19 protein-coding genes and 3 pseudogenes are annotated in these 23147 nt (G+C 38.8%); 14 read left to right on the top strand and 8 right to left on the bottom strand.

Annotation, left to right across the window (positions count from 1 at the left end):
* The first annotated feature begins 27 nt into the window (after positions 1–27).
* From HMPREF9446_RS11425 to HMPREF9446_RS11380, 10 genes are all read left to right on the top strand, one after another.
* The gene (locus tag HMPREF9446_RS11425; RefSeq protein ID WP_009125818.1) at positions 28–354 is read left to right on the top strand and encodes a hypothetical protein; all 327 of its coding nucleotides are present in this window, start codon (positions 28–30) and stop codon (positions 352–354) included.
* 827 nt (positions 355–1181) lie between these two features.
* On the top strand, positions 1182–1502 hold the full coding sequence (locus HMPREF9446_RS11420) for a helix-turn-helix domain-containing protein (protein WP_005845276.1): 321 nt from the start codon (positions 1182–1184) through the stop codon (positions 1500–1502).
* Positions 1503–1504: 2 nt separating this feature from the next.
* Positions 1505–2770: a type II toxin-antitoxin system HipA family toxin gene (locus tag HMPREF9446_RS11415; RefSeq protein ID WP_009125816.1), complete on the top strand. Its 1266-nt coding sequence runs from the start codon at positions 1505–1507 to the stop codon at positions 2768–2770.
* 21 nt (positions 2771–2791) lie between these two features.
* Complete coding sequence (locus HMPREF9446_RS11410) at positions 2792–4510, top strand: hypothetical protein (protein ID WP_009125815.1); 1719 nt, start codon at positions 2792–2794, stop codon at positions 4508–4510.
* 135 nt (positions 4511–4645) lie between these two features.
* A complete protein-coding gene (locus HMPREF9446_RS11405; RefSeq protein WP_009125814.1) occupies positions 4646–4927 on the top strand; it encodes a helix-turn-helix domain-containing protein in 282 nt (93 codons plus the stop codon).
* A gap of 23 nt (positions 4928–4950) precedes the next feature.
* The gene (locus tag HMPREF9446_RS11400; protein ID WP_009125813.1) at positions 4951–7779 is read left to right on the top strand and encodes a type I restriction endonuclease subunit R, EcoR124 family; all 2829 of its coding nucleotides are present in this window, start codon (positions 4951–4953) and stop codon (positions 7777–7779) included.
* A gap of 8 nt (positions 7780–7787) precedes the next feature.
* Positions 7788–8534, top strand: a complete 747-nt coding sequence (locus HMPREF9446_RS11395; RefSeq protein ID WP_009125812.1) for a GIY-YIG nuclease family protein — start codon at positions 7788–7790, stop codon at positions 8532–8534.
* Between the two features lie 5 nt (positions 8535–8539).
* Positions 8540–10093 (top strand): type I restriction-modification system subunit M, encoded by a 1554-nt coding sequence (locus tag HMPREF9446_RS11390; protein ID WP_009125811.1) that lies wholly within the window; start codon positions 8540–8542, stop codon positions 10091–10093.
* A gap of 7 nt (positions 10094–10100) precedes the next feature.
* Positions 10101–11507, top strand: a complete 1407-nt coding sequence (gene rhuM / locus HMPREF9446_RS11385; protein ID WP_009125810.1) for a RhuM family protein — start codon at positions 10101–10103, stop codon at positions 11505–11507.
* Positions 11507–12730, top strand: coding sequence for a restriction endonuclease subunit S (locus HMPREF9446_RS11380; RefSeq protein ID WP_009125809.1), 1224 nt, complete (start codon positions 11507–11509; stop codon positions 12728–12730). The genes rhuM and HMPREF9446_RS11380 overlap by 1 nt, the downstream gene beginning before the upstream one ends.
* Here the strand turns inward: HMPREF9446_RS11380 and HMPREF9446_RS11375 are convergent.
* Positions 12723–13154 (bottom strand): restriction endonuclease subunit S, encoded by a 432-nt coding sequence (locus tag HMPREF9446_RS11375; protein WP_234393924.1) that lies wholly within the window; start codon positions 13152–13154, stop codon positions 12723–12725. The two genes, HMPREF9446_RS11380 and HMPREF9446_RS11375, sit on opposite strands and share 8 nt — an antisense overlap.
* A gap of 163 nt (positions 13155–13317) precedes the next feature.
* On the opposite strand from HMPREF9446_RS11375, the gene HMPREF9446_RS11370 reads away from it, so the two are divergent.
* Positions 13318–13707, top strand: coding sequence for a hypothetical protein (locus HMPREF9446_RS11370; protein ID WP_009125807.1), 390 nt, complete (start codon positions 13318–13320; stop codon positions 13705–13707).
* 135 nt (positions 13708–13842) lie between these two features.
* Here the strand turns inward: HMPREF9446_RS11370 and HMPREF9446_RS11365 are convergent, their stop codons facing one another.
* Positions 13843–15012 (bottom strand): restriction endonuclease subunit S, encoded by a 1170-nt coding sequence (locus HMPREF9446_RS11365; RefSeq protein WP_009125806.1) that lies wholly within the window; start codon positions 15010–15012, stop codon positions 13843–13845.
* Between the two features lie 40 nt (positions 15013–15052).
* On the opposite strand from HMPREF9446_RS11365, the gene HMPREF9446_RS11360 reads away from it, so the two are divergent.
* Positions 15053–15979: a tyrosine-type recombinase/integrase gene (locus HMPREF9446_RS11360; protein WP_005864322.1), complete on the top strand. Its 927-nt coding sequence runs from the start codon at positions 15053–15055 to the stop codon at positions 15977–15979.
* A gap of 325 nt (positions 15980–16304) precedes the next feature.
* Here the strand turns inward: HMPREF9446_RS11360 and HMPREF9446_RS11355 are convergent, their stop codons facing one another.
* The 6 genes and pseudogenes from HMPREF9446_RS11355 to HMPREF9446_RS19155 form a co-directional block, all read right to left on the bottom strand.
* Positions 16305–16832, bottom strand: coding sequence for a hypothetical protein (locus tag HMPREF9446_RS11355; RefSeq protein ID WP_005864323.1), 528 nt, complete (start codon positions 16830–16832; stop codon positions 16305–16307).
* Positions 16833–16836: 4 nt separating this feature from the next.
* A complete protein-coding gene (locus HMPREF9446_RS11350; protein WP_009125804.1) occupies positions 16837–18048 on the bottom strand; it encodes a hypothetical protein in 1212 nt (403 codons plus the stop codon).
* A pseudogene (locus HMPREF9446_RS11345) lies at positions 18045–18464 on the bottom strand (plasmid mobilization protein). Before HMPREF9446_RS11345 ends, HMPREF9446_RS11350 begins: the two are co-directional and overlap by 4 nt.
* Before the next feature lie 314 nt (positions 18465–18778).
* Positions 18779–19849, bottom strand: a complete 1071-nt coding sequence (locus HMPREF9446_RS11340; protein WP_009125801.1) for an AAA family ATPase — start codon at positions 19847–19849, stop codon at positions 18779–18781.
* Between the two features lie 2 nt (positions 19850–19851).
* Positions 19852–20226 (bottom strand): annotated as a pseudogene (locus HMPREF9446_RS11335) (helix-turn-helix domain-containing protein).
* Positions 20227–20328: 102 nt separating this feature from the next.
* A pseudogene (locus tag HMPREF9446_RS19155) lies at positions 20329–20661 on the bottom strand (hypothetical protein); the annotation flags it as partial.
* 211 nt (positions 20662–20872) lie between these two features.
* Between HMPREF9446_RS19155 and HMPREF9446_RS11330 the strand changes: the two are divergent.
* Positions 20873–21634, top strand: coding sequence for a type IV toxin-antitoxin system AbiEi family antitoxin (locus tag HMPREF9446_RS11330; protein WP_009125798.1), 762 nt, complete (start codon positions 20873–20875; stop codon positions 21632–21634).
* A complete protein-coding gene (locus HMPREF9446_RS11325) occupies positions 21627–23144 on the top strand; it encodes a DUF262 domain-containing protein (protein WP_009125797.1) in 1518 nt (505 codons plus the stop codon). Before HMPREF9446_RS11330 ends, HMPREF9446_RS11325 begins: the two co-directional genes overlap by 8 nt.
* Positions 23145–23147: the final 3 nt, after the last annotated feature.

Raw genomic sequence — 23147 nt, 5'->3', positions numbered from 1 at the left:
ATTAAATGATAGATAGAGTGAAGTGGTATGGGTAAACAAAAAAAGAGCAGGATTACTCTTGATGATTATATTAAGAACATGAAGAAAGGGAGTCATGAGCTTGGGAAAGGTTTACTAGGATTCGGTTTTCATGCTGTACATCATATGTCACGTCATTCCAGAAGAACTTATACGGAGAAAGATAAACATAAGGGTGGGGGAAGAGTAAGTAAAGTAGAGTTACTTGACAAGTATTCTTTAATTATTTGCACGATGCAGCATATTAGACCAGTTGACTACCAATGTTTTATAAATAAAATGGTAGAAAAGTCCGTTTTGCACTTCTTTTTCTTCGCTGAACGAGTACAAAATTAGTGCATTTTTTCGGATTATGAAAGCAAGTGAAAAACTTTGTGTGAAATCATTTTTGAAGGGCTGATTTGAGGTGTATTTGGGGATATATGGAATGTGTTGCATCGCATTTTGTTGGTGGTGATGTTCGTGGTTATTTTGTTGACAATTTCTCCAAGGTTGAAGATGATGTAGCGTATTATAACGGTGCTGACCAAAAGAAAAAATAGTTTGCTTGCCGAATGTTTTTCTTTCTCCCTCTTTTTAACTTTACTTTAATGGACGTATATATGAATACGAGGATAAAGTAAAGTCGTTTTTTCTTTTGGTTGGCAAAATAGTTTTATCAAATCCTATGAAACAATGGTTGAAAATAAAACCGTTATAGGTGTCCTTCACTTATAACAGTTTAAAATGTAACTGTTATGGAAGATGTATATTCGTTCTCCGATGCTCACGCTGCGAATAAGTATGTAAGCCATATCTTTTGTTAAAATAGCCTTATTCCCATGGGGTGGTTTGAACCCAACCCATGGGAAATACTCTACTTGGTATATAGCAGTCATTAAAGTCAAGTTGGAAATGTGGTTACTCCTTTTGGGGTTGGCAAAATAGTTCTTTGACATGATGCGTGAATGAGGAACAGATTGCATCTATATAACAAACAATATTTCGTTAATTAGGTATATATAGCGATAATAAACAATATAATAGCACTTAGCTCTGGGAGTTTCTGCTCAAAATGGATTATGTGCATGGTTAATTATGCAATGATGTGTATTTTTCTATGTGTAATACATCATTAAATAAATAAAAAGTATTATCTTTGCATATTATATGATAGGTTGATTATGGCAAAGAATACAATGGGTACTAAGTTGCCCCGAAAATTGGAGCAGAAGATGCAGATAGTAGGGGAGCAGATTAAGTTGGCTCGCTTGCGTCGGAATTTGAGTGTGGCTCAGGTGGCCGAACGTGCTACCTGTTCTCCGCTAACCGTATCCCGAATCGAGAAAGGTGCACCGACTGTGGCAATCGGCATTTATTTGCGTGTGCTGTATGCTTTGCAGCTTGACGATGATATTCTGTGGCTGGCGAAAGAAGATAAATTGGGGAAAGCCTTGCAGGATTTGAGTTTGAAGACAAGGGAGCGTGCATCTAAAAAAGAATAGGGATGAAGAAACTGTATGTATATGCTGATTTTGACTGGCTGAAGGAGATAGAACTCATTGGCGAGTTGGGCTACGAATCACTTCGTGGCTCTGACAGTTATTGCTTTACATTCAGCGATGATTGGTTGAAAAAGCATGGAGATTTGTTTTTGAGCGATGATTTGAACAATTATCCGGGACAACAATATACGCAGCCGGGGAAGGATATATTCGGATGTTTTTCTGATGCTTTGCCTGATCGTTGGGGACGGACTCTGTTGTTGCGACGTGAGCAGCTTGCAGCAATAGAAGAAAATCGGCCAGTACGAAGATTGTCTTCATTCGATTTCCTGACCGGCATTGATGACTTCTCCCGAATGGGTGCTTTCCGTTTTAAGGAAGACACTGATGGAGAGTTTATAAATGTAAGTGAGTCGTTGAAAATTCCGCCTTTGACGGATATTAGGGAATTGATTGCGGCCAGTGCGGAGATTGAGAGAAGCGAAGAGGATAATGTGTTGCCAGACAGAAAGTGGATTACGCAACTTGTGCAACCGGGTTCTTCATTGGGTGGAGCAAGACCGAAAGCCAGTGTGATAGATACGGATAAAACGCTTTATGTCGCCAAGTTTACTTCTCGTAATGATGATTACGATGCCGGACTTTGGGAACATTTCAGCCATTTGCTTGCAGCAAAAGCCGGTATAAATGCAGCAAAAACAAAAGTTATTGCCACAGGCGAAAAATATCACACCTTGCTTTCAGAACGTTTTGACAGAACCAAAGATGGAAAACGGATTCATTTTGCTTCTGCAATGACTTTGTTGGGACTGAATGACGGAGATAATGCAACTACAGGGCATGGTTATTTGGATATAGTGGATTTCATTATTCAAAACTGTACGGATGTTGAGTACAATTTGCAGGAACTCTATCGCCGTGTGGCTTTCAATATCTGCATTGGCAACAGCGATGACCATTTCCGCAATCATGGTTTTCTTTTGACTGCAAAAGGCTGGACGCTCTCACCTGCATACGATATGAATCCCACTCTGAACGAATATCAAAGTCTGCTTATTTCGGCAACTTCCAACAAGACAGACCTCGGCATTTTGCTTGATGCTTGTGTGCACTATATGCTCAACAGAAAAACAGTTGAACATATTGTTTCAGAGGTTATTAATGTTGTGAAAGGGTGGCGAGGGTTGGCGGTACGGTTAGGTATATCTAAGCGAGAAATGGATATGTTTAGAGGGGTGTTGGATGAGAGGTGTAAAATGAATTTTTAGTAATGTTATTGTTTTGTAAATATGGCTTCAGAAACTAAGCGTGAAAAGACAAGAGTTTGTTGTCTAGATTTAGATGAGGATTGTTTGAACTTGTTAAAAGACAGATTTGATGTTTATGACGGAAGTTTGGGAAAACCTATTGATGTGTCTGGGAAAAATCATGGTGGTTTGAACTTATTACTCAATTATGAATTACCTCAAAATATACATGAATATGATATATTTATCGAGGATATGATAAGGCCTGATAGGATTCCGTATAATACAGAAGAAAATACGAGGACAGAGATTTTAGGTTCAAAAGCATATTATTTTATCAGTAATGCTTCGCAAACAATATTTGATCCATGCCCATATGGTAGTTCAATTCTGAATTATAGTCTTCATAAAGACAGAAATAGACCAGCCATAAGAATAGCATTTCAAGCCCCATATCAGTTAGTAAAATATGTCATTAGGGATATAAATGATTATTATTCCAGTCAGAGTATAGAGCATAATAACTATGAGCATTTGGTGGATTGTTGCTCTTCTAATATGGTTGGTACAGAGGTGAAATTATGTGATTGTATATTATCAAGAGTATTGTTTGAACCTTTTCTTAATGATGTTTCTTATTGTCAGATATATGAACATCCAACAGTATGGGATAATAACGGCGAAAAAAGAGTAAAAGATGACCAATTCTTACCTTTGTTAATGAATAGAACTGGAGGTGTTGTTTCTTACTTCTTTATGAGTAAGAACGATATAATTTTGGTATTGCCTCAAACAAAAAGGAAGCGAGAATTGTTACAAAAGGTAATGCAAGAGTTTCTGTTTAAATATTTTTCTGGATATTTTCCAGAAGTAGAAGAGTCGTTATGGTTAAATCAGTCAATTTATTATTTACCAGGGCAAGAAGAATTGCTTAGAGAAAAAGAGGAGTTAATTGCGGAATATAATGAACGTCTGATTGCTTTGGAAGAAAAAATAGAAATGAATAGTAACGAATATTCATTTTTGCATAAACTTCTTACTGCAACAGGGGATGAGTTAGTTGAAGCTTGTCTTGAATATTTTAAATGGTTAGGATTTAAAGATGTAATTGATAAAGACAAGGAACTCGATAAGGAATTCAATGAGGAGGATATTCAAATTAATACAGAAGATAAAGGATTGCTCCTTGTGGAAATAAAAGGTATTAATGGAACCTCAACAGATGCACAATGTAGTCAAATCTTTAAGAATGTTTTTCGCAGAAGGGAAGAACAACAAAGATTTGATGTCTTTGGATTGTATATTGTTAATAATGAAAGAGGTGTAGAACCTCTCTCCAGAACAATTCCTCCATTTAATCAGCAGCAGATCAAGGATGCGGTAAATGAAAAAAGAGGATTGTGCTATACGTGGCAATTGTTTAATCTGTATTTCGAGATAGAAGATGGGATCATAACTAAACAAGAAGCCCAAAGTATACTATTTAATAATGGCTTAATAGATTTTAGGCCAAAAGTAAATGAAGTGGCCGTGCCACATAAGTATTATGGACAACATACCATAGTATGCCTGAAAATTGACAACGTAAAAATTAGTGTTGGGGATTTTTTCTTTTACGAGGAAGATGGTAGGTGGAAGAAGTTAAAAATATTAACTATTAAAGATGGAGATGAAAAATTTCAATCCGTATCAAAAGGTAATTACGGATTTGAACTAGATAGGCGATGCCCTAATAAAAAGATGTTATACGTAAAGCAATAAAATATTATAGTTCTATTGTACAATAGGTGATTCTTGAGTTTTGGCTGTCAAACAACAACCTGAAAGTTGTGTAATCTCGATTATTTATAGTACCTTTGCCTACAAAATAAGGCAAAGGTATTTTTGATGCATACAATGGCTGAAGACAAGATAGACAACGCTTTAGGAGAAGGAATGAATATAATGGAAAATAAGAGCGAGGATTGGATTTGCCATTCACAGGCTATAGCAGCAATCATGTCAAACCGAATGGAGGAACTTGGTATGACACAACGAGCTTTGGCTGAGAAAATGAATTGTACCCAGCAGTATGTTTCTAAAGTGTTGAAAGGTCGTGAAAATTTGTCGTTGGAAACCTTATGCAAAATAGAAAATGCATTAGACATCAAGATATTGCAAGCTAGAATAAATAAGTAGTAACACCATAGCAGGACAAGAATATGTCAACACAAAGCGAAGCGGCGTTGGAAGCCGGACTGATAGCCACACTCCGACAAATGGACTATGAGTATGTCCAGATTGTCGAGGAAGATAATCTTTATGTTAATTTCAAACGTCAGTTGGAGATTCATAACAAGAAACAACTGGCGGAAGTTGGTCGTACTTCATTTACGGATGAAGAGTTTGAGAAGATATTAATTTATCTTGAAGGTGGAACTCGCTTTGAAAAGGCCAAGAAACTTCGTGACCTCTATCCGCTTGATATGGTAAATGGACAACGGATTTGGGTGGAATTTCTCAATCGTACCCAATGGTGTCAGAATGAGTTTCAGGTCTCGAATCAGATTACTGTTGAAGGACGGAAAAAATGCCGCTATGATGTGACTATACTTATCAATGGTTTACCATTGGTTCAGATAGAGTTAAAGCGCAGGGGAGTAGAACTCAAACAGGCATATAATCAGATACAACGCTATCATAAGACTTCGTTCCACGGATTGTTCGACTATATTCAATTGTTTGTTATATCAAATGGTGTCAATACCCGCTATTTTGCCAACAATCCTAATAGCGGTTATAAGTTTACATTCAATTGGACGGATGCAGCCAATCATCCGTTTAATGAATTGGATAAGTTTGCCGTATTCTTCTTGGAAAAATGTACGCTTGGCAAAATAATAGGGAAATATATCGTGCTGCACGAGGGCGACAAATGTTTGATGGTGCTTCGTCCTTATCAGTTCTATGCCGTAGAGAAAATTCTAGATCGTGTGCAGAACTCCAACGATAACGGCTATATATGGCATACAACAGGAGCCGGAAAGACATTGACTTCGTTCAAGGCTGCCCAACTTGTGTCAGAGTTGGATGATGTGGATAAGGTTATGTTTGTTGTTGACCGACATGACCTTGATACTCAGACTCAATCGGAATATGAAGCGTTTGAGCCGGGAGCTGTGGATAGTACTGATAATACGGATGAACTTGTGAAGCGACTTCAAAGCAATTCTAAGATTATCATCACTACCATTCAGAAACTCAATGCCGCAGTCAGCAAGACGTGGTATAGCAATAAGATTGAAACTATTCGCCACTCACGTATCGTGATGATATTTGATGAGTGTCATCGTAGCCACTTTGGGGATAGTCATAAGAAGATTATGAAGTTCTTTGACAATGCTCAAATCTTTGGCTTCACGGGAACACCTATTTTTACTGAAAATGCGGTAGATGGGCATACCACTAAGGAGATATTCGGAAATTGTCTTCATAAATATCTTATTAAGGATGCCATAGCCGATGAAAACGTGCTTGGATTCCTTGTGGAGTATTATCACGGCAACGAAGTTGTTGACAACGACAATCAAGCTCGTATGGAGGAAATCGCCAAGTTTATCCTTAACAATTTCAACAAATCCACATTCGACGGAGAGTTTGATGCCTTGTTTGCTGTGCAATCCGTGTCGATGCTCATACGATATTACAAGATATTCAAATCGTTGAATCCGAAAATCCGTATAGGTGCTGTGTTTACTTACGCTGCCAACAATAGTCTGGATGATGAACAGACCGGCATGGGTACAGGGCAGTATGCAAAAGAGGGTGTGGGTGAGGCTGATGAACTGCAAACAATTATGGACGATTATAACAATATGTTCGGCACTGCCTTTACTACAGAAAACTTCCGTGCCTACTATGATGACATCAATCTGCGCATGAAAAAGAAGAAAGCGGATATGAAACCGCTTGACCTTTGTCTTGTCGTGGGTATGTTCCTTACCGGTTTCGACAGTAAAAAACTGAATACGCTCTATGTAGATAAGAATATGGAATATCACGGTTTGCTGCAAGCATTCAGTCGTACCAACCGAGTATTGAACGAGAAGAAACGTTTCGGTAAAATCGTTTGCTTCCGTGACTTGAAAAATAATGTTGATACGTCTATTAAATTGTTCAGCAACTCTGATAATTCTGAAGATATAGTACGTCCACCGTTTGAGGATGTAAAAAAGGAATATAAATGCTTGGCAACAGAGTTCCTGAAAAAATATCCTACACCCAGCAGTATAGATTTTCTGCAAAGCGAAAATGACAAGAAAAATTTTGTTCTGGCATTTCGTGATATTATCCGTAAACATGCGGAAATCCAGATATACGAAGATTATAGCGAGGATGCGGAAGATCTTGGTATGACTGAGCAGCAATTCAACGACTATAAGAGTAAGTATCTTGACATTACAGTCGGGTTTATAGAACCGCCTGTAATTCCATCTGTAGTTGCAGAAGACCCTGTTCCGTATGGGAACAGTCAGGGATTAGAGGATATAGATTTCTGTCTTGAACTTCTACATAGCGACATTATCAATGTGGCTTACATTCTTGAACTCATTGCAGAACTTGACCCATATAGCAATGATTATTCAGAGAAAAGGCAACATATCATTGACACAATGATTAAGGATGCCGGGATGCGAGGCAAAGCCAAACTCATTGATGGCTTTATTCGGAAAAATGTTGATGAAGATAAGGAAAACTTCATGAGCGGACGTAGTAAGGCTGATGGTACAAGTGAATTGGAAGAGCGTTTGAATCAATATATTGTATCTGAACGCAATAAGGCTGTAAAAGATTTGTCGGATGATGAACAAATTCCTACCGAGGTGCTGAATCTATACATAAAGGAGTATGACTATTTGCAAAAGGAACAGCCGGAAATCATACAAAAGGCATTGAAAGAAAAACATCTTGGTCTTATAAAAACAAGAAAGGCGTTGACGAGAATCATGGAGAGATTGCGTAATATAATAAGAACATTTAATTGGGAGTAAATACGTATATGGTAAAAACAAATGAACCCGGATATGTGTATATCTTGACTAATCCAAGTTTTCGTGAGGATTGGGTTAAGATTGGCAAAAGCGCACGCCCTGTTGATATACGTTCCAAGGAACTTGACAATACGGCAGTTCCGTTGCCTTTTGAGATACATGCAACCATTAAAACGGTTAAATATAATGAGGTGGAAAAACTCGTGCATAAGATAATCGACAATTTGACTGATTTTCGTATTCGTCAGAACAGAGAATTTTTTAATGTCGCTCCGCAAAAAGCATTGGAAATTTTTAAAGAAATAGCACAAACTATAGATGATGCCGTAATAACAGAATATGAGAATAATCAACCTTTGCGTAGCGATAACTTTATATCTCAATCTGTTCAAAATGAATTGCCAAGAAAATGTACTAATAGCAGAAAAGACTATACAAAATATTCACTTAATGGAGTTGGTTCTTATGGGAAAGGTAGATTAGCATTAGAAGTAGTTCGACTTTTTATCGAGTCTACCTCTGTTGATTATAAAGAGCTAATTAATTTGTTGCCTAAACACTTAGTTAAAACCGTTGAAGAAGTCGGAAATTGGAAACTTAAAACGTCAGATACGCATAAAAGATGGTTTGAAAAAGATATTCTTATGTCTAATGATGGTGTCAGGTTTGTTGTATCATCACAGCATGGTAAGAATAATATAGGTCGTATTTTAGAGTTTGCGAATAAATTTGGTTTTGTAATTAAAGAATTATAATAAATATGAGCGAAGAACTGCAACAGAAACTCCGTGACCAGCTTTGGGAGGTCGCAAATCGTTTGCGTGGCAATATGTCGGCAAGCGACTTTATGTATTTCACATTGGGTTTTATTTTCTATAAATACTTATCTGAGAAAATAGAAAAGTATGCCAACAATGCCTTGGTGGATGATGAAATAACCTTTAAGGAATTGTGGGAAATGGATGATACCGATGTAGTCGAGTTACAAGAGGAAGTAAAGAATCAATGCTTGGAAAATATAGGTTACTTCATTGAACCGAAATTCTTGTTTTCGTCCGTAATAGAGGCCATCAAGTGGAAAGAGAACATTTTACCTATACTTGAACGTTCATTGAAGCGTATCGAAGACAGCACTCTTGGACAGGACAGCGAAGAGGATTTCGGAGGATTGTTTTCAGATATAGACTTGGCTTCACCTAAATTGGGTAAAACAGCCAATGATAAAAATACACTCGTCAGCAATGTGCTTCTTGCATTGGACGATATAGACTTTAGCGTAGAGGCATCACAGGAAATTGACATCTTGGGTGATGCTTACGAATATATGATTTCGCAGTTTGCGGCAGGAGCCGGGAAAAAAGCCGGGGAATTCTATACTCCGCAGGAAGTTAGCCGTATTTTGGCAGAGATTGTTTCCATTGGACACCAGCGTTTGCGCAATGTATATGACCCTACTTGTGGTAGTGGCTCATTGCTTCTTCGTGCTGCAAGTATTGGAAATGCGGTTGATATTTACGGACAGGAAAAGAATCCGACGACCTACAACCTCGCCAGAATGAATATGTTGCTTCACGGTATCAGATTCAGCAATTTCAAGATTGAAAACGGCGATACGCTTGAATGGGATGTCTTTGGCGACACTCAGTTTGATGCGGTAGTCGCAAATCCTCCATTCTCTGCCGAATGGAGTGCTGCCGACAAATTTAATACCGATGACCGTTTCAGCAAAGCAGGGCGACTTGCGCCAAAGAAGACAGCAGATTATGCTTTTATCCTACACATGATTTATCACTTGAACGAAGGTGGGGCGATGGCTTGTGTCGCTCCACACGGTGTTTTGTTCCGTGGTAATGCAGAAGGGGTAATACGCCGTTTCCTGATAGAGAAGAAAAACTATATCGATGCCATTATCGGTTTGCCGGCTAATATATTCTATGGTACAAGTATTCCGACCTGTATTCTTGTGATGAAGAAATGCCGTAAGGAAGATGATAATATTCTGTTCATAGATGCGAGCAAGGAGTTTGAGAAAGTCAAGACACAAAACAAACTGCGTAAAGAGCATATTGACAAGATTGTTGATACCTATCGCGAGCGAAAAGAAATAGAAAAGTACAGCCATCTTGCCACTTTACAGGAGGTTGCCGATAACGACTATAATCTGAATATTCCTCGTTATGTCGATACTTTTGAAGAGGAAGAACCTATTGACATTAAAGCTGTAATGGCAGAAATCAAGGAGTTGGAAGCCAAACGTGCCGAACTAGATAAGGAGATTGAAGTATATCTTAAAGAATTGGGACTGGTTGAATAATAGTGTTATGGCAGAGATAGATAACATCCCGGAAATGCGTCCTTCATTCGACAATATCCGCCGTCACGATGAGAGCGAAAATGAATATTGGAGTTCACGTGACCTATGCGCTGCTATGGGTTATTCGGCTTATTGGAAATTCCAAAAAGTCATAGACAAAGCAATCAAAGTCGCAGGCATAAAAGGAATGAATATTGATGAGCATTTCAACCAAGCGGTTGATATGGTGAAGATAGGCAGTGGCTCGTTCCGTAAAGTCAGTATCTTCCGCTTGTCACGTATGGCGTGTATGATTATTGCTGAAAATGCTGATGCAAAAAAAGTATTGGTACAACAGGCAAGAGATTACTTTTCTCAAACCATATCTACTAACGAATTGGTGCTTAACTCATATAGTTCCAATCTGTTACTGTATAAAACCGCACAAGGAGAAGTTCGAGTAGAGGTAATATTCAATAGTGAAACATTCTGGATGTCGCAAAAGCGCATGGCGGACTTGTTTGGGGTGGATGTACGAACCATCAACTATCATCTTGGACAGATTTATGAATCCGGTGAACTTACCAAAGAGGCAACTATCCGAAAAATTGGGATAGTTCAATCCGAGGGAGAACGAGACGTGGAGCGTACACCGTTGTTCTATAATTTGGATGCTATCATAGCGGTAGGTTATCGTGTCAATAGCTATCAAGCCACTCAGTTTCGTATTTGGGCTACGTCTGTTTTGAAGGAATTTGTCATTAAAGGGTATGCTCTTGATGATGAAAGACTAAAACAGGGAAAGCATTTTGGCAAAGATTATTTTGATGATTTGCTGGAGCGTATTCGTGAGATACGCACATCGGAACGCAGATACTACCAGAAGATAACAGACATCTATGCGGAATGCAGTGCTGATTACGACCCGAAATCGGATTGTACTAAATTGTTCTTCAAAATGGTGCAAAATATGATGCATTTGGCTGTGACTAATCGTACCGCTGCTGAAATAGTGTATGAACGTGCCGACTCTGAAATGCCCCATATGGGATTGGCCACTTGGAAGAAAGCTCCCGATGGTAGAGTCCAGAAGTCCGATACGATTGTGGCAAAGAACTATTTGTCAGACAAAGAGATTTCCGAACTTAACGGCGTAACTAACGCATTCCTTGAATTTGCAGAGCTTCGTGCCCAACGTCACATTATAACAACGATGGAAGATTGGAAGCAACGTCTTGAACAGTTTCTTGGCACTATGGATTATAAGGCACAAGATACTGCCGGTAAAGTTTCACAAGAAGCAGCACGAGAGAAGGCGTATGGCGAGTACGAGAAATATAAAGTGATTCAAGACCGTTCTTTTATCTCTGATTTCGACCGGTTTAATAATGGCGACAAATTGTTGCCGTTTGATATTAACCCTGATAAAGAATAATGATTATGGCAAATAATAACGAAAATAAAATCCTCAATGTTCCAAATCTGAGATTCCCGGAGTTTAGTGGGGAGTGGAGCAGTCAACCGCTCACCGATTTTATGAATTTCAAAAATGGTTTGAATCCTGACGCTAAGCGTTTCGGACGTGGAACGAAGTTCATATCTGTTATGGATATTCTTAATAACCAATATATTTGCTATGATAATATTCGTGCATCTGTAGAACTTCAAGATGGAGATATTGAAACATATGGAGTTGATTATGGCGACATCCTTTTTCAACGCAGTTCAGAAACTTTGGAGGATGTTGGTCGGGCAAATGTTTATTTGGATAGCAAGCCTGCAATATTTGGTGGCTTCGTAATCCGTGGAAAGAGTAAGGGCAACTATAATCCTTTATTCTTTCGCTACCTTTTGGCTTCACCTACTGCACGGAAAAGAATCATTGTGAAAGGAGCAGGAGCACAGCATTTCAATATTGGACAAGATGGATTAAGTAAGGTATCTCTTGATATACCAAGATTGTCAGAGCAAGAAAAGATTGGAAAACTCTTGCAATGTGTGGATGCTCGCATCGCTACCCAAAACAAAATCATTGAGAAACTGCAATCCTTAATTAAAGGGCTTATAGATGATATAATAACTCTGAAATGTGGGCAGTTAGTGGCATTTGAAACATTATATAGTAAAGCAGGTGAGGGTGGAACACCCACTACGTCAAATACAGAATTTTATGATAACGGCAGCATTCCTTTCATAAAAATAGACGATTTGAGAAATAAATATTTATCGGCTAACAAAGACTATATTACAGAGTTAGGACTCAAAAAATCTTCAGCATGGCTGATTCCTACGCACTCCATTATATACTCTAATGGAGCAACAATCGGTGCTATTTCTATAAACAAATATCCAGTCTGTACCAAACAAGGAATTTTAGGTATTGTCCCTAATACAAATATTGATGTTGAATTTCTTTATTACTTTATGCAATCTTCATATTTTCAAAAAGAAGTTGAACGTGTTGTAACTGAAGGTACGATGAAAACAGCCTACCTAAAGGATATAAATCACATAAAATGCCCAATACCAGATTTAGATAGGCAAAAAGAAATTAGTCATTTTCTTTCAGTGTTATCGCTTAAAGAGGATGTTGAAAGGCAACTATTACAGAAATATCAAATACAGAAACAATATCTATTAAGGAAGATGTTCATATAAACATCTTCCCCAACAAATACAGTTTTTGTTGATTGAATGACGCAAGAAGTTCTTGCTCAACAAAAAGTTTGCTCTCCAATTTGTCAAGCACGTTTGCGACACGCTTTTGTTCAGCAAGTGAAGGACAATATATTTTCGCTTTACCATAATCTTTGAAGTAGATATGTGGTATCGCCATACCAGTTTTGTACGGTTGAAAGTTGAACACTGACAGCGCAAAGTACAGATACCGCAAATCATTGTTGCCTATGACAGTAAGATAGTTGAGTGTGCCAATTACCGAAAATTTGCCCTGTGCATAGGAAACTGTACCAACACCCGAACCATCCTTGATTACCAGTATCGCATCACCGTTCATTTGTGGCACATCTTTATAACCAACCAATCCATTTGCACCAAACACTTTGCATAGTCCACTAGACAAAACCTCGCTCTCTTGAAGTGTTGAGCTATGACACTCTAAACACTGAGAAATTGCAATGTTAGCCTTTTCTTTGGTCGTTAGCGCAACTGCAAGCCCTTTAATTAAGGATTGCTGTACAGTAATGTCCGCAATTATTCATCGGTGCTATTCTTCACAAACAAATATGATTCCACTGTCCGAATTACTCAAACAATGTTCTGATAGAAATCGCAGTGGCTCTGATTTGCAAGTTCTTTCGGTTAGTAACAAATACGGATTTATAGCTCAATCAAACCAATTTGAGGACAGAGAAGTAGCAAGCGATGATACCTCAAATTATAAGGTTGTGAAGAAAGGTATGTTTGCATACAATCCTGCTCGTATAAATGTTGGCTCAATAGCATTGTACGAAATGGACGGTAATGGTATTGTTAGTCCCATGTATGTTTGCTTTACTACAAAATCAGAATTATTACCCAGTTATCTAAAGTACTATTTTGCATCACAAACATTCAAACATGAAATGTATAAACGCCTGGAAGGCAGTGTTCGCTTGAGGAGTTGTGCAATATAGAAATTCATTTGCCAAGTATTGAGCAACAAAAGAATATCAGTAAGTACATTTCAAAAATCGAAAACAATCTTTCATTAGTGGATAGCATATTTTCTAAATATCAGCAGCAACGAAGATACCTGCTCTCGCAAATGTTTATATGAACATCTGCGAGAGCAAAAATTGCTTCAATTCTTGTAAAATAGAAATGCCCCTTTGTTCGACTTCAAGTTTAGTATAAAAAGCATCAATAATTTTACATATATGCTGTTGCTTTGGTATAGGAGGTAGTCTAATTTCTACCTTTTGAAATATATCCATTCTCAAAGATGGTACAGTAGAACCAACTGAATTTCTAACAAAATAAGAATTTAATGTATTCATAAAATGGTAACAATACTTTGGTATAATACATGAAGCGAAATCCGTTATGGCGTAACACCTTTGGTGTAAAGCAAATTTCCCATTATAATATCGAGGATAAAAACTTTGTCCTTCGCCAGCATAAATAACAGCTTCTTTGTCAAACGAATAAGTTGGAAACCATTTTAATTCTTCTGAACGGTCAAAGAAAGGATACCAATCTTCTTGATGTTCTGTATTAGCATCTTGCACGTCACCAGCACCATTCGTAATATGTGCAATTTTGCCTAAACGTATGGTATGAGCATCTGCTATTGAATGAAAGAGTAAATCTGTTATTGCGGACTTTAGTTTTTTCAAATCCTCAATGATTTTGTTTTGGGTAGCAATGCGCTTGTCTATGGTTATTAACAGTTTTGCAATTTGGGTTTGTTCTTCTTTTGAAGGGATTCCGATATATGCTTCATCAAAATTGCGAACACTGATAGAAAAAACCTTTGTACCTTGAGCAATTCTTCTAATCTGCTTGTGGAATGAATCAGAAGCAAAAGCATAACCTTTATAACCAATAACAGTCCGATTAGAATTATCACGTCCATGTATTGTGTGTAAGCCAGAAACGATTTGTTGGTTATCACAATTAACAACTTCTATGGCTTTAGCTACATCGTTTGTATCTTCAGACGCATCAGCAAATGCTACATCTCCTTCTTTGAATAGGGTAAATGATTTGAGCATAGATTCCTCTTTGATGTAAGGAAGAGAATCACAAGCAACATCTACCATGGTAGGTACTCCTTTATGAATTAAACCGTAATGCAAATTCTTGATTTTACCGTTACTATAATCTAATTGTTCCCATGACAGAGAGTTGGTTGAGTAGAAATCTAAAAGCTCTGAAACTTTTATCGTTTCCCACTCCCCACAGAACTCCGGGAATCTCAGATTTGGAACATTGCCCATTATATTTCTCTAATTATAGGAAACCCCTAAAAAAGCAATTATGACAAAGAAATCAATTAGAGAAATTGCGATGGCTTGGCGAGAAGACAAGCGTCCGTATGTGAAGCAATCAACATTTGCAGCTTATATGTTGATTCTGGAAAACCATCTTTTACCATATTTTGGTGAAAGTGATGCGTTAAGCGAGAAAGCGGTACAAGATTTTGTACTACAAAAACTCAATGGTGGTATGAGTGTAAAATCGGTAAAGGACATTCTTATTGTGCTCAAAATGGTGATGAAGTTCGGAGTAAAACACGAATGGATGAATTATTCAGAATGGGACATAAAATATCCTACAACAGAAAAGAACAAGGAGCTGGAGGTGTTGACTGTAGCCCATCACAAGAAAATATTGGACTACATTCGTCAAAATTTCACATTCCGTAATTTAGGCATCTATATAAGCCTAAGCACCGGACTTCGTATTGGTGAAGTTTGTGCTTTACGCTGGAGTGACATTGATGTGGATAGCGGAACTATCAGCGTTCAGCGTACCATAGAGCGTATTTATATTATCGAAGGTGAAATGAAACATACTGAGCTGGTTATCAATACGCCTAAAACAAAGAACTCCTGCCGTGAAATTCCTATGAGCAAGGAGTTGCTTGCATTGGTGAAACCGCTGAAAAAAGTGGTAAATGCGGATTACTACATACTCACCAATGAACCATTGCCCACAGAACCACGAACATATCGCAATTATTACAAACGGTTGATGGAGCACCTTGGTATCCCCAAATTGAAATTTCATGGGCTTAGGCATAGCTTTGCGACTCGCTGTATAGAAAGCAATTGTGACTATAAAACAGTCAGTGTATTGCTGGGACACTCAAATATCAGTACCACGCTCAATCTTTATGTCCATCCAAATATGGAACAAAAGAAACGTTGTATCGCCAAGATGTTCAAGTCGCTTGGCAAATAGCATTTTACTGGTATGTAACTTCTGTGCGATCATTTGGAGAAAAACGGTCTAAGTTAGCAAGTCCAAGTGAAAATGCACTAAGCTCAGTCATTGTTAAATAAAACGTAGAAGATGCCCGACATGTACCCGACAAGTTCAAAGAAAATAGCTATGTTGATTGAAGTATAGCTTGTATGCACTTTTAGTTCAAATGTCAAATCGCAGAACTATACAACAATTCCGTAACCACCGTAACAATTACGGCGGTTACAGGATTGTTATAGCCTATGATACGACCAAACAAATGCCAATGATAGTTGCTTTCTAAAGATTCGTAAACTTTCAATTACGTCCATTTATCCAAAATCTTCGGTACGATTATAGCCATGGCAATCCCCAAAATTGCAATAAGAATATAGATAACGACTGCTTTCCATATCAACGCTGAATGCAATATTTCTGCATTGGCCACTATCATGCTGACGAAAAAAGAAGATAGGGCTACCAGTATTATAATGGTGATATAAAATGTGGTAGCCGGAATATGGATGGCATTGTCGGCTTTCTTTATTCTCCGCTCGGCTTCCTTGCATTTGCTTTCAATCTGACTGAGAAAATCACATAGAAGCCTTGCGCCAAATTCTACTGCCATTTTCTGCATTTCTTCAGAAATGATAGGTTTACACTCTCGTATAGAGTCGGACAGATTTTTAACATCCGTTCTCAACTTGAACACGTTGTCATTCAGCTTGACAAGTTCTTGTGCATTGATATCGAGTAGGCGATTTTCTTCCTCCTGATATTCATTCTTAGGATTGGACTTTATGGATTCCGCTTCTGCCATTTCTGCGGAAAAATCAAATTTCTTCTTCATGCGCTTATCGTTTTAATCCTATTATCGTTTTCTTTCCTAACGAACGACTGGCAGCACGAGCGCATCTGCGAGCCCATTGCAAATCGTCTTCGTCTTTATCTCTCCATGGAAGCTCGCTTTGCGAACCTCCGCCACCTCCGCCGGTTGCTACATTCGGCGTATCAAGCAGTCCGACAAAAATAGCCACGGCCATATCAGCCAGTTCATGCGAGTTGGAAACGAACCTGTAATTAAATTCGTCGTTGAAACAGTCAAGCACTTTTTCCGGAATATAGAACTTGTGTTCCTTATCTTTATGGGTAAGGGTGTAGGGAATCATATCCGAATGGTCTGGGCGATATTGGGTGTAGTCAATAGGTGCAGCCTTATGTTCTGCTATTTGTTGAACCTCTAAGGGTGTATTGTTTCTAATGGCAATTGCTGGCTGATGGTACAGTTTCTCCCATGTCGCAGGAAGTTTCGAGACCATTAGGTTCCTGCCGACTCCCAATTCGGAAGCCTTGTATTTGGTATTCCCATGCACGAGTGCATATCCACGAAGAATACCCTTCTTGTCCTCTCTTTCATGGACGGTATAACCTTTCCGTATAAGAGCACTCTTGTATTCATCCCATGACCATGATGGCATTGCTTTCAACACCTCCATACAGTCCCAGTTCACTTGTGGAATGTTCCAATTTCGGATTTGCGCTGCAGTTGTCCAGCCTCGTTTCTTTGCCACTCGCTCGGCTGCACGTTGTGCACGAAGATGAATGTTATGGTCGTTGTTGATATTGCCATCTTCATCCAAACGGCAAATCGCAGCATGGAGGTGAGGGACTTCGCCTTTGGATTCCGTATGCAACCAAACTGAGTATTTGCTGCCCGCCAAATTGGTCGGACAGGAACGGACTTTTCCGTTCTTGCCGATAATCACTTGTTTGTCGAACTCCTCGGCGAATTCCTGCCAAAGTTTTTGCCAATCTTCGATGTCATAGAATTGGGTATGTTCGGGCGATGGGCTCAACTCGATTCTGATTACAGAATTCTTTATAGACCGATATTGGGATAGGGTCAACTGCATGGAGTTCAATATCCCCATAGCGTCCGGTTCTGAGGACAACAGATTGTCCAATACCCGATAGATTTTCTCCGGATGCTTCTTATGCTGTGATTCGCCGGTAATGTAACGGAGGTCGTTTATGCCGTGCGATATGGCTTTGGCTTTCGCAATCATTCTTCTTCGGATTTAGGGTTGGACGGAATTTTGTTCTTCTCTTTTACAGCATTCAGGAGCTGGCAGATATTTTCGGCCACATTGCCAAGTTCCTTAAGCCAGCCGACCATGAACGGAATCTAATTGAACATTACCATGCGTTGCTTTGTGGACATTCCGTGTAGGGCGGAGATGTATTTTACGAGGTCTGATCGACAATCGTCCAGATTCTGCAACAGTGCTGCTTCTTCTTTCGTGAGCCTTGCTTTTGGCTTGAAGTTATACGCACGTGATAATATGTAGTCACTTACAGTCATGCCGCATTGTCCGGCCAGTGATTTTATATGCTCCTTCTGAGTAGGAGTGACTTTTGCTCCGATGAAGACGTTTCTGGTTTCTTTCAAGGAATCCGATGTATTTTCAATATCTTCTTTCATTTGAATCGTTTTATAATGGTTGAATAGGTGCGAGCTTGCGAGTACCGCACCGGCGAGGGAACTGAGCAGGTGAGAGTGCCAATGTACAACCGTAACGCAGTGAGGTTATACCTTGGCATATCTCGCAACAGTTACCTGTTGATGTTTCCCGACACACTATATAGGATGCGTATAGTGAACTGGCACTCAGATAGGAAACATAGGATGATATGAGCCTCTAAAAGAGGGGAGAATATGAATATCTCACATGATGTCTTCCTGCCGACTTTGCTTTATTTTTATATATACGCCCCGACAATAAAGTAAAGTTGAACTCAATAATGGTATTCTGGATTGAAGGCATAATCTTTCCCTTCTTTTATAACCATTTGTTTGTCGCTTAGCAATGTTGCGACCTTTACTGCCTTGTTATAACTGAGTTTTATACCCTGCAATCCGTAACCCTCTTTCAAGCGTTCTATATAATCATCGTAATTGCTGATGTTGCCATTGGCAAAAACGGTATCCAATGCTGGACGATGTACATTCTTTGGAATCTCCTTGTCCGGATCGAACGGTCCTTTGGTTGGTCGTCCGGTCTTCTTCTCTTTGGGCAGATAGGACTCTACCGGTTCGGGCATGACTTCCTCGTTTATGCGGAAGGCGAAAGGCTCAAACTCACGGTCACGGATATGGACGGCTTCGACCACGCTTACAGTTTTGTCTTCTTTGTCCACTTCGACCTGCATGATGGTTTCCGCTTTATTGTTGAGTTCCGTGCCGATGTGACCACGGGCATGTTCATCATTCTTGTTCTGATGCAAGACGGTATGGATATGGATTTGCCTGTCATCCGTCCACTGCATGAATTTGGAGATGATGTCGGTGGATTCGCTGGAGGAGTTGGTGTCGTAAAGGAAATTACGAATGCCATCTATGATGACCAATCTCAAATCCGGTATTGTGCCAATGGCCTGTTCAACTATCGCTAGACGTAATTTAGGGGAAAACTTGTGCAGAGCCAGCATAATTAGATTATCCGGATTCTTGTATTCCGGCAAGTCGGCCAAACGTAAGGTGCGTTTCAATACCAACTGGCAATGATACCGCCTCTGCTCTGTGTCTATGTATAGAATCTTCCGCTTGTTTTCGGGAAATGTAGACCGATAATGAAGAACGGTGCTGCCACTCAATGCCGATGCGACAATGGCTGAAACGTTGAAAGTTTTCTTGCTTTGGGCTTTCCCGATGGAAGCACTGAAGTTTCCCAATGTTCCGATAACAGTATCGTCCACCATCAGAACCACCGGGGAGTGTTCGTATGTACTTGTTACGCTTATTGTTGACTCCGCCATATAAGCGGCCAATTCTTCCGGAGAAAGAATAATAGTGTTCGTCTTTTCCATCGCTACCAGTTTTTAGGGTTCGGTTTACGGCGATGGGAGGCGAGCAAGGATTCATTCTCGTCTTCGAAACTTTGCGGAGCCGGATTCTTCCGGGAAGATTCCAGCCATCTATCCAGTTCGTCACGATAGATGTAGAGATGCTTTCCTTGTTTTATAACCGGAATATCGTCCTTCTTGACCTTGTAATAAAAGGTCTACAACGGCATTTTAAGATAGTTGCAAGCCTCCTGTACGGTCATGGGAACGTGCGTGTTCTCTTTGGTTTCGTACTGCTTGGAAAGTTTCTCCGTAAGCAGGTTTTCCATACTTGCGATTCTGTCGCATAGTTCGCCTACCACAGTAGGCAGGTCGTTGAATGTCAGTTGGTCTTTTTCCATATTATAACTATTTTAATCGTTTAACATGCTGCGAACCAACTCAATGAAACTTTGCAGAACAATACAGACCGGATTAATTATTTCGTCTGCATACTTTTTTTATTACGAGTCATCATTATCTGCATCTAAATGGAAACGATAATCGCCTTTATCGGGCACATCAATGGGAATCTGGCTTGAGACATTATCCCGTAAATTGAGTTTAAGATATTCAAGGGTTGCGTTTGCAAGTTCGTATGGGAATGATTCCTTAATAAAAACAACTCTTTTCGCCAAGGGCACTCCCAATCGTTCACCGATATTCCATGCCAGATGGCGTAGTTCCGGCTACCTTAAAGGATTATCTATATTGGAACGGAGCGGTTTATATAAATCGGTTTGACCGCAAGCCATGCACTCGATATTTCCAATGAGAGTGGCAAGAACTTCTTTAGACTGAGTTTCTCATTTTTCTCTTTTGGATGACAAACGTCTCATTATATGTAGTTACATGCATACTTTTTGTGTCTGAATTCGCTAAATATATGAATTGGTGGATAAATTTCTATAAAAATTTCACCAATATTTGAGGAAAATGTTTGGGTGGACAAAATTAAAAGAGTAATTTTGCTATAAATTTAGGCTGAAATTCATAAAATAAACGAAGATGGCTACAAAAATGCAGCAAATATTAAAGTTTATCCCACGAGATTCAGTTTTGTTCGGTTCATGGCTTTCAAGTCAGGGATTGGATGCACGTGGTCAGTATGCTTATATGAAAAGTGGATGGCTTGACCGTATTTCGAAAGGGGTTTATAAGCTACATGGAACAGAACCAAGTCTATTGACTACTGTTTCATCATATAACACACAACTTGGTAAGAGTTGTGTTGTAGGTGCATATACAGCTTTGGAGCTCCGAGGGTACTCCCATTACCTATTTATAGGAAAACCTGTGGCTTTTCTCTTTACTGACAAAAGCAATAAGTTGCCTTCGTGGTTGCTAAAAGAGGAGTGGGATATGAATATAAAATACATGACTACCTCTTTTCTTGGCGATGAACTTTTGGGTGTAGAAACGATGACTATCAATCAGTGCAATTTTCTTGTGTCATCTCCAGAGCGAGCTATATTGGAGTGCTTGAACCTACCTGATTCTTCATCTTCTTTGCTCGACATTTATTATATCATTGAAAGTATGACAACCCTTCGTTCCAATTTGTTTCAGACATTGTTGGAGGCCTGCACGTCTCAGAAAGTGAAACGTCTTTTTCTTTATATGGCTGAAAAAGCAGGTCATTCCTGGTATAGGGCATTAAAACTGGATAATATTAATCTTGGTACATCTAGGTTTATGATCACGCCAACGGGAAAGTATATCAATAAGTATAATATGACAATTTCAAAGGAACTTGCAGAATATGAATAATAATCTAACATTATCAATAACTACTATAGGTGATTTGCTCCTTCGCAAAACCATTACTATTACTAATAGTGGAGAGCCAATTAATGATGTAAGTCTATGTGTGCCTATTTATCAGCGTCCATACAAGTGGACGGCTCGTAATGCCATACAATTGCTTGATGACATTATTGAAGCGAAGAATAGCAACAAAGAAAGATACAGGGTGGGTACACTTATCCTTCACAAAGCAAAGGATAAGGAACAATATGATATTGTTGATGGTCTGCAACGTACCATAACTTTCTCATTACTTTTGACTGCATTAGGCGAAGATGGCATTGAGTTCTTGCAGCAGAAAATATATAATAATGTGCACAATAACCATAATATTGCTAACAACTATAATGCACTTAACCGTAGGGTCGGATTAAAGTTGCAAGACAGCGACTCGGCTACTGAACACCAAAGAGAGATGGAGCGTCTTAGGGACTATATTGAGAATATGTGTGAATTGATTGTTGTAATAACTCCCGATGTGTCGGAAGCATTCCAGTTCTTTGATTCTCAAAATGCACGAGGTAAAGCTCTTTATCCTCATGATTTGTTGAAAGCATACCATCTTCGCGAAATGAATACCATTAGTGAGGATGAAACAGAAAAGATAGTAAAGGATTGGGAACAGGTTTCACAAAGTGGTTTAGCAGATTTCTTTGGTAATTACCTATATCGTATCAAAGAATGGGTAAGTGGCAATAAGGCAAATGTTTTAAATGAACACAACATCCATATGTTCAAAGGCATTACGCGTTTTTCAAGAACACCTTATGCCCAATTCTACAAGAGTGCCTATTGTTATGCAGATATGGTCAACTCTTCTGCTATGCCTTTTGTCTCTGGTACTCGAAATGTAAATGCGTTCCAATTAGATACTCCAATAATTGCTGGTAAACCGTTTTTTGAATATACAAAGCACTATTATAATATACTAAAGGATATTCAGAACAACAACAAATATGAGGGCTTCTATATTAATGACAACATTATAGTTAAAACATTGGATAGACATTTAAAAAAAGGAATAGGTAATGGTATAGCACGCCTTTTGTTTGATACTTCGGTTCTGCTTTACGTTGATAGATTCTGCCCAGAAACATATCCTACAAAAGAAGACATGGAACTATTTGAACAATTTGTTGTATACGCATTCATTTGGGCTTATTCATTAAGAGCCCAATACACTAATCTTGGTTGGCTTTCTGCACAGAATTATATTATGGGGTTGAGTGATAAAATCAATGCATTCAATATGTATAAATTGATTGCCAAGCAAGATACTTCATCTTCATTATTGAGTGCTTTGGCTGACAAAGTCAATCCTCTTTCGAATGATGATATTAAAGATGGTTGGGCGCAGGAATGCTATGAGTATAGTGGTAAAGGAGATACATTAAAGAATCTAAAGGATGAGATAGATGGCGTGTATGAAAACTATCTGTATTTTTTCCATATAAACGGTTTTTATAAAAATTGATTA

Origin of the sequence: Bacteroides fluxus YIT 12057 (assembly GCF_000195635.1) — a bacterium.
Lineage (GTDB): Bacteria > Bacteroidota > Bacteroidia > Bacteroidales > Bacteroidaceae > Bacteroides > Bacteroides fluxus.
This window is presented reverse-complemented; position numbering and strand designations above follow the sequence as displayed.